General features: G+C 61.4%; 13 protein-coding genes and 4 pseudogenes. 12 read left to right on the top strand and 5 right to left on the bottom strand.

Annotated features, from left to right (window positions below; all coding sequences use genetic code 11):
• Positions 1-49 precede the first annotated feature (49 nt).
• The 12 genes and pseudogenes from G7066_RS08450 to G7066_RS16990 all read left to right on the top strand — a co-directional run bounded on the left by G7066_RS08450 (position 50) and on the right by G7066_RS16990 (position 9568).
• Positions 50-670 carry a mycothiol-dependent nitroreductase Rv2466c family protein gene (locus G7066_RS08450; RefSeq protein WP_166330424.1) on the top strand — a complete coding sequence of 207 codons (621 nt, stop codon included), beginning with the start codon at positions 50-52 and terminating at the stop codon, positions 668-670.
• Between the two features lie 22 nt (positions 671-692).
• Positions 693-1183: pseudogene (locus G7066_RS08445) on the top strand (ribose-5-phosphate isomerase).
• A gap of 10 nt (positions 1184-1193) precedes the next feature.
• Positions 1194-2213: an Fpg/Nei family DNA glycosylase gene (locus tag G7066_RS08440; RefSeq protein WP_166331989.1), complete on the top strand. Its 1020-nt coding sequence runs from the start codon at positions 1194-1196 to the stop codon at positions 2211-2213.
• A gap of 148 nt (positions 2214-2361) precedes the next feature.
• Positions 2362-2709: a 50S ribosomal protein L19 gene (gene rplS, locus G7066_RS08435; protein WP_166330422.1), complete on the top strand. Its 348-nt coding sequence runs from the start codon at positions 2362-2364 to the stop codon at positions 2707-2709.
• A gap of 141 nt (positions 2710-2850) precedes the next feature.
• On the top strand, positions 2851-3570 hold the full coding sequence (lepB, locus tag G7066_RS08430) for a signal peptidase I (protein WP_166330420.1): 720 nt from the start codon (positions 2851-2853) through the stop codon (positions 3568-3570).
• Positions 3567-4235 carry a ribonuclease HII gene (locus tag G7066_RS08425; RefSeq protein WP_244302833.1) on the top strand — a complete coding sequence of 223 codons (669 nt, stop codon included), beginning with the start codon at positions 3567-3569 and terminating at the stop codon, positions 4233-4235. Before lepB ends, G7066_RS08425 begins: the two co-directional genes overlap by 4 nt.
• A 9-nt stretch (positions 4236-4244) precedes the next feature.
• The gene (murI, locus tag G7066_RS08420; protein WP_166330418.1) at positions 4245-5099 is read left to right on the top strand and encodes a glutamate racemase; all 855 of its coding nucleotides are present in this window, start codon (positions 4245-4247) and stop codon (positions 5097-5099) included.
• A complete protein-coding gene (gene rph / locus G7066_RS08415; RefSeq protein ID WP_166330416.1) occupies positions 5096-5848 on the top strand; it encodes a ribonuclease PH in 753 nt (250 codons plus the stop codon). The genes murI and rph overlap by 4 nt, the downstream gene beginning before the upstream one ends.
• 2 nt (positions 5849-5850) lie before the next feature.
• Positions 5851-6456, top strand: a complete 606-nt coding sequence (gene rdgB, locus G7066_RS08410; protein WP_166330414.1) for an RdgB/HAM1 family non-canonical purine NTP pyrophosphatase — start codon at positions 5851-5853, stop codon at positions 6454-6456.
• Between the two features lie 135 nt (positions 6457-6591).
• Positions 6592-7608, top strand: coding sequence for a phosphotransferase (locus G7066_RS16045; protein ID WP_244302832.1), 1017 nt, complete (start codon positions 6592-6594; stop codon positions 7606-7608).
• Between the two features lie 200 nt (positions 7609-7808).
• Positions 7809-8666: pseudogene (locus tag G7066_RS17485) on the top strand (aminotransferase class III-fold pyridoxal phosphate-dependent enzyme); the annotation flags it as partial.
• A gap of 239 nt (positions 8667-8905) precedes the next feature.
• Entirely contained in the window at positions 8906-9568 is a 663-nt protein-coding gene (locus tag G7066_RS16990; RefSeq protein ID WP_280116146.1) for an aminotransferase class III-fold pyridoxal phosphate-dependent enzyme, read from the top strand.
• A 166-nt stretch (positions 9569-9734) separates the two neighbouring features.
• Here G7066_RS16990 and mgtE read toward each other — a convergent pair whose 3' ends face one another.
• The 5 genes and pseudogenes from mgtE to G7066_RS08385 all read right to left on the bottom strand — a co-directional run bounded on the left by mgtE (position 9735) and on the right by G7066_RS08385 (position 14259).
• Positions 9735-11090, bottom strand: a complete 1356-nt coding sequence (gene mgtE, locus G7066_RS08400) for a magnesium transporter (RefSeq protein ID WP_166330412.1) — start codon at positions 11088-11090, stop codon at positions 9735-9737.
• A 251-nt stretch (positions 11091-11341) separates the two neighbouring features.
• On the bottom strand, positions 11342-11893 hold the full coding sequence (locus G7066_RS17865; RefSeq protein ID WP_425280787.1) for a hypothetical protein: 552 nt from the start codon (positions 11891-11893) through the stop codon (positions 11342-11344).
• Positions 11776-12812 (bottom strand): annotated as a pseudogene (locus G7066_RS17860) (ABC1 kinase family protein). Before G7066_RS17860 ends, G7066_RS17865 begins: the two are co-directional and overlap by 118 nt.
• Positions 12813-13045: 233 nt before the next feature.
• Positions 13046-13605 (bottom strand): annotated as a pseudogene (locus G7066_RS08390) (PadR family transcriptional regulator).
• A 114-nt stretch (positions 13606-13719) separates the two neighbouring features.
• Complete coding sequence (locus G7066_RS08385) at positions 13720-14259, bottom strand: YaeQ family protein (RefSeq protein ID WP_166330410.1); 540 nt, start codon at positions 14257-14259, stop codon at positions 13720-13722.
• Positions 14260-14324: the final 65 nt, after the last annotated feature.

The following is a 14324-nucleotide window of genomic DNA, read 5'->3' as shown; positions in this document are numbered from 1 at the left end:
TATTGCTCGCCACTGACATAGTGCCGAATCTCAGGGCTAGACTGAAGAAATGACTTCCGCGACTGCTTCCGATGCCACTCCCACTGTCGAATTCTGGTTCGACCCGATCTGCCCGTGGTGCTGGATGACGAGCCGCTGGGCGAGCGAGGTCGCACAGGTGCGAGGCTTCGAAATTGCATGGCATCCGATCAGTCTCGCGATCCTGAACGAGGGCAATGACGTGGGCGACCACGCCGAGGGACACCGCATGGGGCTGCGACTCGGTCGCATTGTGGAGGCCGCGAGGCGCGCGCACGGAGAAGATATGGTGGGCAAGCTATACACGGCCTTCGGTACCAAGATTCACCCCGGCGGCCAAGAAGACTTCGAGGCTATCGTAAGCGAGTCGCTCGAAGAGCTTGGCCTTGCCGCAAGCCTGCGTGACTCAGCCGACGACGAGTCGCTCGACACCCAGCTGCGCAGCAACACCGATCACGCGATGGCGATCGCAGGCCCCGACGTCGGTGTGCCGATCATCTCGGTCAACGGAAACGCGTTCTTTGGCCCGGTTGTCACTCCGGCACCGAAGGGCGAGCAGGCGCTGCAGCTGTGGGACGGGATCGTGATGGCGGCGGGTGTGCCCGGCTTCTACGAACTGAAGCGCGGCCGCACCTCGGGTCCGCAGTTCTAGAGACGCGGTAAGATCTGTAGCCATGCGCCTTCACGTTGCCACGGACCACGCCGGACTCGATTTCAGCCAGCAGCTGCAACAGCACCTGCGCGACCGCGGCTTCGAGGTGATCGACCACGGGCCCGCCGAGTACGACGCGCTCGACGACTACCCGTCTTTCTGCATCAACGCGGCGCTCGGTGTTGCGCGCGACGAGCGGGAGGGCCTGCCCGCCCTGGGCATTGTGTTCGGCGGCTCCGGTAACGGCGAGCAGATGGCAGCAAACAAGGTAGCGGGGATCCGGGCAGCACTCGTGTGGAACGATTCGACGGCCGAGCTTGCTCGTGAGCACAACAATGCCAACGTCATCTCGATTGGTGCGCGGCAGCACCCTGTTGAAGACGCGATTCGCTTCATTGACCTCTTTATCGACACCCCCTTCTCGGGTGACGACCGCCACGTGCGCCGCATCAACCAGCTCGGGAGTACGAGCGCACCGGTGCCATCGCCGGCAAACAGGTCGACTCGCTGTAGTAAGGAATGCATGCCCGAGGGACACTCCGTACACCGCATCGCGCGGCAGTTTGCTACCAACTTTGTTGGGACCGCACCTGAGGTAACCAGCCCCCAGGGGCGCTTTGCCCAGGGGGCCGCGATCCTGAACCGCCGCGAGATGCTTGATGCTCGTGCCGTCGGCAAGCAGATGTTCCTCGAGTTCGAGGGTGAGCACTGGCTGCGGGTGCACCTCGGCATTTACGGTGCTTGGGATTTTTCGGGCGACGTGCGAGTCAACTCCTCGATTCAAATTCACGGGCAGACTCCTGGACACTCGAAGCTGGGCCAGACAGGTGAGTACTCGCGCCCGGACGGTGCGAGGTCAGGATCCGCGCGCCCTCTCGATCGCGAGGCCGAAGACTCGGTGACCTCGATTGGCGCCCCACGTCGCACGCGCGTGCGCATGGCGGAGCAGGATCGCGAGACCGAGGTCAGCGAGACGTTTCCCCCGGAACCTGTCGGTCAGGTGAGGGTGCGCCTACTGAACGACGCCGTGTGTGCCGATCTGCGCGGTCCAACAGCCTGCGAGGTGTTGACGCCCGCCGAGGTAGACGCGGTGTTTCAGCGGCTCGGCCCCGATCCCGCGAATGCAAACACCGAAGCCGAGAGGCAGCGTTTTGTTGAGCGGGCCCACAAAAAGAAGACCCCGATCGGGCTGGTGCTCATGGACCAGTCGGTGGTGGCCGGGATCGGCAACGTGTATCGCGCCGAAATGCTGTTTCGTGCTGAACTCAACCCGCACACGTCGGCTAATCAACTCAGTAAAACGGTGCTCGAAGACCTCTGGGACGACTGGGCGCACCTGCTCGAAATAGGGATCACGGTTGGTCAGATGATCACGATCGACGGTCTTACCGGCGACGACTACGTGAGGGCACTGCAAGAGCGCGACGAGAGACACTGGGTGTACAAACTTGAGGGCACACCGTGCAAGCGCTGCGGCACGAACATTGTGCTGGAAGAGTTCGGTGCCCGCAAGCTGTACTGGTGCCCGGGGTGTCAGGCCTAAGCGCACGGAACTGGCAAGAAGTGTGCCATAATGGATCCTTGTGCCACGGTGCGATACTGCCGCGAGGGTCCGCACAGACCGTGAGCCAAACCATTTGAACTTTTGAAATCAGTGTTCCGACTCGCGGCGGGCGCAGAGAGAGAACATCATGCAGAAGCTCGACCACGTCGATGCCCCGTCGCTCCGCAGTGACATTCCTGAATTCCGCGCAGGCGACAACGTCAAGGTGCACGTAAACATCGTTGAGGGTAACCGCTCGCGTGTTCAGGTGTTCCAGGGTGTCGTAATCGCTCGCCACGGTGAGGGAATCCGTGAGACCTTCACCGTTCGCAAGATCAGCTTCCAGGTCGGAGTTGAGCGTAAGTTCCCTCTTCACGCGCCCACCATCGACAAGATCGAGGTTGTCACCCGCGGTGACGTTCGCCGCGCGAAGCTGTACTACCTCCGCGGTCTCACCGGCAAGAAAGCCAAGATCAAGGAGAAGCGCGACCGCTAGACCGCGCAGTTTTTAGCGGATTTCAAGTAGAAATCTGTGACACTCTCAGGCTCCCCTCTGACAAAGATGGGAGCCTGAGATGTCTCTGTCGCAAGTATGCGGCACGCACTTCATCGCACCTTGCAGAACACAGGAGTAAAAATGAGCGAAGCCGTAGTTCCTGAGCGTCGCCGACGTCAGCGTCGTGGTGGCCTTATCGGTTTCCTACGTGACCTCCTCATTATCTTGGTGGTCGCGTTTCTCGTCTCCTTCCTGCTGAAGACGTTTTTGGTGCGTAGCTTCTTCATTCCTTCGGGTTCGATGGAAAACACGCTGCAGATCGATGACCGCATCCTGGTCAACCAGCTCGTACCCGACGTTGTTGATGTTCAGCGTGGTGACATCGTGGTCTTTAAAGATCCGGGCGGCTGGTTGGCGCCACGAGGCACGTTGCCCCCGCAGGGGTTTGAGAAGTTTTTGCAGGCGATCGGCCTCGCCGCCGACACGAGCGAAGAATACGTCGTGAAGCGGGTCATCGGTGTTGGTGGTGACCGTGTCTCGTGCTGCGATACACAGGGGCGCGTGCAGGTCAACGGTGTTGCGATCAACGAACCTTACATCGTGATTCCGCCGGGTGAGAAGAATGCTTCCGCGATTGACTTTGATGTCACGGTCCCCAAGGACTCCTTTTGGGTGATGGGTGACAACCGCTATGCGAGCAAAGACTCCCGTTACAACCAGGATCAACCAGGCAAGGGGTTTGTGCCAAAGAGTGAGATCGTTGGTCGTGCTTTTGTATTGAACTGGCCGCTCAATCACTTCAAGTGGCTCGGTGTGCCCGAGGGTACCTTCACCGGCGTTGACGAGGCCAAAAAGAAGTGACGCTCGAGCGGGCTGACGCGGAGGTCATCTCGAAGGATCCCACGCTCGACGTCGAAGCGGAGCTCTTCGCCGAGGGCGCCCAGCTTGTCATCGGTATGGACGAGGTCGGTCGAGGGGCGATCGCCGGCCCGGTGGCCGTTGGAGCGCACGTAATCCTTACAGGTACTGATTCGTTTCCTGAGGGTCTGCGCGACTCTAAGCTGCTGAGCGAGAAGCGCCGTGACGCGTTGGCACCCCTCGTTGCCGATTGGGGAACGGGTGCGGTTGGTTATGCAAGCGCCGAAGAAATAGATGCCCACGGCATCACGGCCATGCTTGGAGAGGCGGCGCGCAGGGCACTACTCGAACTCCACCGTTCGGGAGTAAGTGTGGACACCGCGGTGATCCTGCTCGACGGCAATCAGGATTGGCTTACTCCCTGCCTGCGTAAGCCACTCGACGTGCGTACCCGGGTGGGAGCCGACCGTGCCTGCGCGAGTGTCGCAGCAGCTTCGGTGCGCGCGAAGGTGGCGCGAGATTCGCTCATGCGCGAAGCGCACGAGGCCCATCCAGAATACGCGTGGGGCTCAAATAAGGGGTACGGGGCAAAAGCACACTACGAAGGGATCGAGGCCCACGGCCTCACAGAGCTGCACCGTCACACCTGGATCAAAACCTCGCGGTAGGCTTGTCTAGTGCGTACACGCGAGCTTTCACCGGATGCGCCGATAGGTGTATTTGATTCTGGTGTTGGTGGCCTAACTGTCGCTCGTGCGATTCGGGATCAACTTCCTGGTGAATCGATGATTTACGTCGGCGATACCGCCCGCACACCCTACGGACCTCGGCCCATCGCTGAGGTGCGACGTTTCGCACTTGAAATCCTTGATGATCTTGTGAGCCAGGGCGTCAAAATGCTCGTCATCGCCTGCAACACTGCCTCTGCCGCCGTCTTGCGCGATGCGCGAGAGCGCTATGACGTTCCCGTTATCGAGGTCATTGCCCCGACGGTGCGTAGCGCCGCCTCGATCACTCGAAACGGCAAGGTGGGCCTCATCGGCACGACCGGTACGATCCAATCTCGCGCCTACGATGATCTGTTCGCCGTGCGGCCCGAGATTACGCTCAGTTCCGTCGCCTGCCCGCGCTTCGTGGAGCTTGTAGAGGCCGGCGAAACTAGCGGACCAGAGGTGCTCGCCGTTGCGGAGCAATACCTCGCCCCGCTGGTCGAACGCGGGGTCGACACGCTCGTGCTCGGCTGCACGCACTACCCGTTCCTGCGCGGCGCCATTGGCCAGGTGATGGGCAGGGGAGTCGCGCTCGTATCGAGTGACATCGAAACCGCCAACGAGGTGTATCGCACGCTCACCGATCTCAACCTGCTGCGCACTGAAGTGGGCGATCCCGTGCTGCGCTACGAGGCCACAGGCGCTGACACCGCTGAATTTGTCGACCTTGCCCAGCGCATGCTCGGCATCGGGATCGAGACCGTAGACCTACTTTCAACCGGGGCGATCCGACTGCCCATCAATCCTGGAGGATCTAAATGACCAATTTCGTCCGCGCCGATGGGCGCAGCAATGGCCAGATGCGCCCCGTGACGATCGAGCGAGGCTGGAGTTCGCAGGCCGAGGGGAGCGCGCTCATTTCCTTCGGCAATACAAAGGTGCTCTGCACGGCTTCGTTTACGCCCGGTGTGCCGCGCTGGCTGAAAGGGCAGGGAACCGGCTGGGTCACAGCCGAGTACTCGATGCTGCCGCGATCCACAAATGAGCGTATGCAGCGCGAGTCCGTGCGCGGCAAGATTGGTGGTCGCACCCACGAGATTTCTCGCCTGATTGGCCGCAGCCTGCGCGCCGTGATCGACACAAAGGTGCTCGGCGAGAACACCATCGTTGTTGACTGTGACGTGCTGCAGGCTGACGGCGGCACACGTACCGCCTCGATCACGGGAGCCTACGTTGCCCTCGCCGACGCCATCGAGTGGGGCCGCACTTCGGGCTTCATCGCGAAGAAGGCCGCGCCGCTGAAAGACAGCGTTGCAGCGGTGTCTGTTGGGATCGTCGACGGCGTTCCGATGAGTGATCTCGCGTATGTCGAGGATTCGCGCGCTGAGACCGACATGAACGTTGTGGTCACCGGATCCGGCGACTTCATCGAGGTGCAGGGAACCGCCGAAGGAGCCCCATTTAAGCGGGACGAACTCGACTCGTTGCTTGACCTAGCGCTCGTCAGCGCGCGCGAACTGACGATGCTTCAGGGTTCGACCCTTGCGCAGGCGCTGACCGAGGAACGATAGTCATGGCCGTCACTCGCACACTCGTGCTCGCTTCTCACAACGCCCACAAGCTTGAAGAGTTGCGGCGTATACTCGGTCCCCTCATTCCCGGAATCGAACTCATCGGTTACGACGGCCCTGAGCCAGTTGAGAATGGCCTGAGTTTTGCAGACAACGCGCTGTTGAAAGCCCGCGCTGCGGCGGCCCACACGGGTTTGCCGGCGATTGCCGACGATTCGGGAGTTTCTGTGGACGTGCTGGGTGGCATGCCCGGTATCTTCTCGGCTCGCTGGGGCGGACCCGCTCGCAGCGACCGCGCCAATGTCGACCTGCTGCTGTGGCAGCTCACCGATGTGAACGATGATCACCGAGCAGCGGGGTTTGTGTGTGCTGCGGCTCTAGTGCTGCCTGATGTAGACGACAACGAGGTATGCCGCGTTGGTGTGTGGCCCGGCAAGATCGCGCGCGAACCACGTGGCGAACACGGCTTCGGCTACGATCCCATTTTCATTCCGGAGGGCGAGACCCGTTCCGCCGCTGAACTGAGCTCGGAAGAGAAGGATCAGCTCTCGCACCGCACCCGGGCTTTTGGCGCACTCGCGCCAGAGATCCGGGACCGAGTAGCATAGGTTTCATCGGTCTGAGTTTTTCGGGCCGAGTTTTGGCTTGTGGGCGACACCGCCCGGGCCTGTGTGCATTCGCAATTGCGAACCCGGCACCCAACACACGCTTGATTTCAATTTCACATCACGGAGATAGACCCCATGACGGAACAACAAGCGGGCGGTTTGGTGCGCCCTGAAGTATCTGAGACCGATGCGGCAACGATCGCGCGGGAGTGCTACGGGATCGAAGCTTCGGCTCACGAACTCGGCAGCAATCAGGATCGCAACTTCGTGCTTCTTGAGGCAGACGGTCGGCGTAGTGTGCTGCGCGTCGACAACCCAGTCTTTGACGATGCCGCCCGCGACGCGCAGCACGCCGCTCTCGAGGCGTACCGTGCGGCGGGTGTTGCCGTGCCGAGTGTATTGCCAGGGCTCGACGGTGCGCTCGTGCAGCGCTGGGGTGGCTTTGCTGTTCGTCGCAGTGAGTTTGCAGAGGGTGAGCCGATGGTCGACAGTGGCTACTTCGCGCCTGTGGTAGTCGAGGAGTTTGGTGTGCTGGCCGCTGCGTCCGTAAATGCTCTTGCAGGCCTGCGTCACGAGGGTCTCGAGCGCGAGCAGATGTGGGATATGCGGGTCGCCTACGAACAGACCCTGCAGCTCGCGCCCGCAATCACCGATACCGAACTGCGTGAGCAGGTGCTCGGCTGGGCTGCGGGCGCTCACGCGGCACTTTCGCTCGTGAGCGCTGACCTGCCGGTGCAGGCGATTCACGGTGACCTTACCGACGACAACGTGATGGCCCGTATGGGTGACGACGCTCGCCTGCACCCGCACACCGTGCTCGACCTCGGCGACCTCAGCATGGGGTGGCGCGTCGCTGAACTCGCTGTGACGGCGTCCTCGCTGCTGCACCACGACGCCGAGCGACCGCTGCGCCTGCTCGACGCGATCGCTGCCTTCCACCGTGAGGCGCCCCTTTCTGAATCCGAGGCTCGGGCCGTGTGGCCGCTCATCGTGCTGCGTTCGACGCTGCTCGTGGCGAGTGGCTGGCGCCAGCTCGAGATCGACGGCGACAACGATTACGCACGCGAGCGCATCGAGGGGAGCAGGCCATCTTTGATGCGGCTACTTCTCTGCCGCTCGTCGAGGCGACCGAGCAGGTGCTCGCGCTGCTGAGGTTTGAGAGCGCTCACTTCGCACCACAGGCAGCCGCGGGGGATCCGCTCGCAACGTTCTTGCCAGGTCTGTCTGGCGAGATCGTTGTGCTGGACCCGGGTGTCGAAAGCGAGTACCTCGACGCAGGTCGATGGCTTGAAGACAGTGCTGAAGAACGACTCATCGCAGACGCATTCTCTAGTGGGGCAGATGCCGTTGTTATGCCCTATGGTGTTTACCGTATGACCCGCACCGCAGTGGACACCGCCGATGCCGCGGCAACCTGGCCCATTGCGAGCGAGATCTGGGTTGCACCGGGTGAAGCTCGAACCGTCTTGTCCCCGGTTGCCGGTGAGATTGTGATGGTGACGGAAAGAGGGCTGCTTATTCAACTCGACGGCACCTGCCTGTTTACCCTTGACGGTGCCTCATCTGAACTGGTAGTTGGAGATCGGGTCACCGTGGGAACGGAACTCGCTACGCTTGCCGAGAGCGCAGCTGCCCGACCAGTTTCCGCCATGTTGATCCGCGAAGACGCACTTGTTGGCACCGATAGCCCAATTTTTTCGGTCGAACCGGCTGCGGCTGGTCGGGCGCAGCTTGTCACACCAGAGCGCGTGCCGGCTTGGTCGCGCTTCACCCACGATCCGGCTTCGATCCTCGGCCTGCCGCAGCTAGCCGAGCGCGACGAAGCCGCTGAGGAGCTTTCCCGGCGCGAACAGATCTTCGCGTCTGCGCAGGAGCGCTACTACGACCGCCCGATGCAGATCGAGCGGGGCTGGCGGCACCACCTCGTGGACACCACCGGGCGCAGTTACATCGACATGGTGAACAACGTGACGGGTCTCGGACACGGCCACCCCGGCGTTGCCGATGCGGTCAACCGACAGATTCGGATCCTCAACACCAACTCACGGTTCTTGTACCGTGAGCTCGCCGAATACAGTGAGCGGTTGCTCGCGCTGCTGCCTGCGGACTCCGGACTCGATACCGTGCTGCTTGTGAACAGTGGCTCAGAGGCGGTCGATCTTGCCCTGCGACTCGCGCAGGCGGCCACCGGCCGCAAGACTGTCGTGTCGCTGCGCGAGGCTTACCACGGCTGGACGATGGCCTCCGATGCGGTCACAACCTCGGCCTACGACAACCCCTACGCACTCGAAAACCGCCCCGACTGGGTGCACGTTGCCGACGTACCAAACCAGTTCCGCGGTACGTACCGCGGTGAGAATGCCGGGGCTGCGTACGCGGCCGACCTGGGGGCGATCTCGAGAAGCTCGCGGCTGAAGGTCGCGAGGTTGCGGGCTTCATCTGCGAGTCGGTGCTCGGCAATGCCGGTGGTGTGGTGCTACCCGAGGGCTATCTGGCTGATGCTTATGCCCGAGTGCGCGCTGCTGGTGGACTCTGCATCGCTGACGAGGTGCAGGTTGGCTTTGGCCGTATGGGATCGAGCTTCTGGGGCTTTGAACAGTCCGGTGTTGTGCCCGACATCATCACCATCGCGAAGCCCATGGGTAACGGCTTCCCGATCGGCGGTGTCATTACCTCCAAGAAGATCGCTGACGCGCTCGCTTCGCAAGGGCAGTTCTTCTCGTCTGCCGGTGGCAATCCGCTGAGCTGTCGGGTGGGCCTCGCTGTGCTTGACGCGATGGAAGAAGAAGGCCTGCAAGAGAACGCCCGAGTTGTCGGTGAACGCCTTGCAAACGGCTTCCGCGAGCTCGCTGAGCGCCACGAACTCGTCGGGCCGGTACACGGCGAGGGCTTGTATCTCGGGGTCGAGTTGGTTCGGGATCGCGAGACACTTGAACCGGCGAAGACTGAGGCGGCCGCGATCTGTGAGCGTCTGAAAGAACTCGGGGTTGTCGTGCTGACCACGTCGGAGCGCTCAAACGTGTTGAAGGTGAAGCCCCCGCTCTGTCTCACCCCGGAGAGCGCGGACTACGTGGTGGCCGCGCTCGACAGGGTTTTGACCGAGGGCTGGTAGCTCGGGCCTTGGGGTGGGGACCCTGGCCTGGCCTGGTTCGTCGGTCCCCGTCCCCAATCCATCCCTGCCCCTCTACCCCGCGAGAGTGCAAAATTGCATGATTTGTGCGGACGAAAACATGCAAACTTGCACTCTCGCAGGGGGTACAGGGCGACCGGAGTTCTTGCTACAGATGCAGGATCGCCTGGGCAATCAAAAAGTAGATGATCAGGCCGGTCGCGTCAACGAACGTGGTGATGAACGGGTTTGAGAACACTGCGGGGTCGACGTGAATGGAACGGGCCACCAGCGGCATCGCGCCTCCCACCGCGGCTGCCACCGTGCAGATGGCGAGCAGTGTGAGGCCGATCACGAGTCCGATCTCGGGGCGAAATACTACGCTCGCGATCCCGAACCCAATCAAACCGAGCAGTAAGCCAAGCAGAGCACCGGTGCGAATTTCACGTGACAGAACGCGGAGTATGTCGCGCGGCCTCACATCGCCGAGAGCGAGGGAACGTGTAACCGTGGTTGCTGCCTGGTTGCCGGTGTTTCCACCCGTACCAATGAGGAGCGGTACGAAGAGCGCCAGCACCGTGACCTCGGCGAGTGTTGCCTCGAACGCGGACAGCACCTGTACTGTAAGTGTCGCGCCGACCGCGAGCACCAACAGCCACACGACACGTGAGCGTACCAGCGTGAAAACGGGTGTTGACAGGTAGGGGCGGTTGAGCGGTTCGGATCCGCCCTGGCGAGCCGCGTCTTCGCTCTCCTCGTGCTCCAGGATGCGCACCGCGTCGTCAATAGTTAGCATACCGAGCAGGCGCGACTCGCTGTCGACGATTGGCACTGCGAGCAGACGCAGGTCGGTGCACATGCGGGCGACCTTTTCTGCCTCGTCAGTTGCTTCGGCCGTGTACACGGGCTGCATGAATGTTTCGACGAGGGTGTCCGGATCCTCACCGAGTAAATCACGCAGGCTCACGACTCCCGCCACGTGGCGGGAGTCGTCGAGTACTGGAATCGTGTACACCGTCTCTGCGTCTTTCAGCCGCGCACGCACACGATCAATCGATTCTGCCGCGGTCATGCCGATGTGCGTCGTGACAAACTCCGGTGTCATACGGCGGCCAACGCTGCCCTGCTTGTAGCCGAGTAAACCCGCTGTGAGGAGTCGTTCTTTCTCGGGAAGCCCGCGCAGCAAACGCGCCGCAAGGACCGCGGGTACCTCGTCGAGCAGCCAGAGACGATCATCGGGATCGAGCTCAGCAAACAGACTCGATACGTCTGCGTCTTGCAGACCCGTCAGTAGATCACTCTGCAGGGCAGGGGGCAACATTTCAAAGACCTCGAGGGCGCGGTCTTTTGAGAGCAATCGATGAATAATGGCACGGTCGCGCAGGTTGAGTCGCTCAAGCACGTCGACGATGTCAGATGTGGAAAGTGGGGTGAGTTGCTCGGTGAGCGCGACGAGATCCTTGCGCGCAAGGAGCCCATCAATGGTCTCGATAAGTTCGTTGAGATCGGTCGTCTGCAGAGTCATAGCATTGCTCTTTCAGTTGGTACTCGCGGTGGGGCATGGTAGCCGGCAGCCACGGAACAACACTCAAGCTACAGACGAGCTGAAGAGCAAACGACTCAGAAGGAGTGTGGAGCGACCGTGGTGACCGGCTGCGGACTGTTACTGTCACTAGACATTTCGGACACTCACCTCGCTTTCATAAACGCAGTGAACCTTGTCACGCGCACACCGAACTTAGCAGGCCTACCTGCGAGAAGCCAAGTCGCCCAAGTTTACCGCGGTGGACGGTGACCCATTCTTCCCGCGAAAAGTGCGTGCAGCAGTGGCAGAACTGACAGAGATAGCAGTACCGTGCCGAAGGGGGTGTCGTCGGCGCGCACCACTGCTCCGGCGATAAGGAGCGCCCCAAAAAGCAGCGCCGAGATGAGTCGTCGTGCGGTGCGCTCAAGCCGCGATATCTTGCGTTCGAGCCGCGGTGTTGACACGGCCACCGAACCGTCTTCAACCCGGTCAATGAGGGCATCTACGCGCTTGGGCAGCCGCCACGCGAGTGAGGCGATCTGCACGGCCTCGATCGCGAAATCCTGAACGACATTGCCACCCTCGTCCTTGAGTAGCTGGGCGGCATAGGGTTCGACGGACTCCCAGAGATTGAAGTCTGGATTGAGCGCACTGCACACTCCTGAGGTGAGCGAGATCGCGCGCACTACAAGCAGGAAGTTCTCGGGCAGCTGGAACGGAAGCGATCGAACGACCTCACCAAACTCAATGGCGAAGTCGTGAAACTCGCGCGGATCCACGTTGCGCAGTTCGGCGAAGCCCATACCCCGAACCGTGAAAACAGCTGGGTCATTGCGCGTTCAAGCTCGCTCGTGTCGGCGGTTGGCATGAGGATGCCAATATCGCGGATGGCCGCCACGAGAGCCTTGCCGTCGCGGGACGCAATCGCGATGAGTAGCTTGCGGAGTCCGCTGCGAATGGTCGGAGGGACCTCGCCCATCATGCCAAAATCGATGAAGGTGAGCTTCCACGCGGGGAGCCTGCCACGGGTGCTACCGGTGTCACAAAGATGTTGCCCGGGTGGGGGTCCGCATGAAAGAAGCCGTTTGCGAACAACTGGTCGAACATGACATCGGCAAATGCGAGCGCGACCTTATTGGGATCGATTCCGGCGGCTCGCAGGGCAGTAACGTCGGTGATCTTGATGGCGGTGACGTCTTCGAGCGTCAGAACGCTGCGCGTGGAGCGCTCCCACACGACTGAGGGCACACTCACGCGATTGTTGTTCGCAAACTCCTCGCCAAAGCGCTCTGAACTCGCCGCCTCGTGTAGGTAATCGATCTCTTCGTGGCTGGTCTGCGCGAACTCCTCAAGAAGCTCTGGCACGTCGACACGCTTGGCAATGATCCTGACCCGGCTCAGCCACCCGCCAACCTTGCGGAGTGCGGCGAGATCCACATCGACGATCACGTCAATGTCTGGTCGTTGCACCTTGACGACGACGGCCTCAAGTCCGGTATCTGCGGCGTCGCTGGGGGTGAGCCTGGCGCGATGCACCTGCCCGAGCGAGGCTGCCGCAATGGGTTGTTCCTCGAACGCGGCAAACGCGCGGTCCAGAGGCATCCCGAGTTCAGCTTCGGCGCGAGCGCGGATCGCCGCAAACGGCTCGGGAGGCACCTCGTCTTGCAGCCCCTCGAGTTCCTTAGTGATCTCGGGTGGCAGCACATCGAGTCGTGACGACATGAACTGGCCGACCTTGATCATAAGGCCGCCCAGTTCGATCGCGAGCCCGTGGAATCGACGAGCGATCTTCTGCATGCGACTTGTTCGGGTGCGTTCGGCGATGCTCCGCAGGCCGATCCTCGGCAGAAAAAGCTCGAACCACCACGTCACCACGAGGTTCCAGGCCGCAAAGTGCAGAATGCGACGGTAGCGACGTGATGCCGAGGCTGACCCTGCAGCTGACGACACGCGCGCTAGTCCTGCGCGAGGATTGCGTAGAGTCGCTTGCGGGCCTCGTCAATCACCTCAACGGCCTGCTGTATCTGTTCCGTTGTTCCCGAGCGGCCGATCTGCGTAGCCGCCTGCGCAAACTCGAAGCCAGCCTTTGGCAGGGCGCCAAAACGAGGGTCATTGCTCGCCGGAGCCGACTCCCAGGGGCATTGCCCGCTTCTTCTTCGGCTACCTCACGACCCTCCTCGGTGAGCATGTAGGTTTTGCGTCCGTTGGATTCCTCCGCGGAGATCAAACCCTCATCTGCGAGCAACTGAAGCGTGGGGTAGACCGAGCCCGCGCTCGGCTTCCAGCTGCCACCGCTGCGCTCCTCGATCTCGCGGATGATTTGATAGCCGTGCATGGGGTTCTCCAGCAGAAGCGCGAGCACCGCCGTGCGCACATCGCCGCGGCCCATTCGGGATCCCGCGCGTTTTTCAAACTTTGAGCGGAGGTGGTCGAAGGCCTGCCACATGTTCTCCGGGTGCATGCCGTTGCCGAATGGGCCGCCTGAGAAGGGGGCGCTTGGGAAAGAACTGCTCATGATGCTCTCCATTTCTATCGCTTCAACGATATTTAACGATATATCGTTGAATGGGGTGAGAGATAGTCGCTCCTGTGGATTAACAGCAAGCTTGCAGCATTTAATGCACCATTGTTACGGAAGTTGATGCTCGTGAAGCGGAGAGCTCAGCGATGTATCGTTCAGCTCGAAATACATCTGACCCTCGGTGACCGAAAGGCTCAGGGTGTTTCGACGCTCGAGCGCGGTTACCGCTTCGGAGATGAAGGATGGTTCAAAGCTGCGCAGGCGGATCGATTTGGAGTTGTAGATGGTCTTGCCCTCCCAGTTCGAGAGAAGCTTGGCGGGATCGCGGTGTGTGTATACAGCGGTGCGATCCGCTAGCTTGTTGCCGTAGTGCAATCGCGCGGCGTCCGGGGCGCCGACCTCGATCCAGGCCGTGATCTTGCCCGTGAGGTCTCGCACCAGCACCGCGGGTTCGTCGGTGGTCGAAACCCCACCACCGAACTCGATGCCCTCTTCGTGCTCAAGGCAGTACGCGAGCAGACGCGTAACCATGTAGGCGTCCGTCTCGGAGGGGTGGCGGGCCGCGCGAACGCTGAAGTCTTCGTACACCCCGCGATCCACGTCTGCCAGTTGAACCGTGAATGTGTGCATCATTGAGCCGATTGCCATGCTGTCGAGCTTACTTCGCGTGGGGTTGCGGTTTGTTTAGGGGTGAAGGGTTTGTAATAGTCAAT

Source organism: Leucobacter coleopterorum, assembly GCF_011382985.1.
GTDB lineage: Bacteria > Actinomycetota > Actinomycetes > Actinomycetales > Microbacteriaceae > Leucobacter > Leucobacter coleopterorum.
The sequence above is the reverse complement of the archived record's forward strand: the minus strand, read 5'-3'. Positions and strand labels throughout refer to the sequence as shown.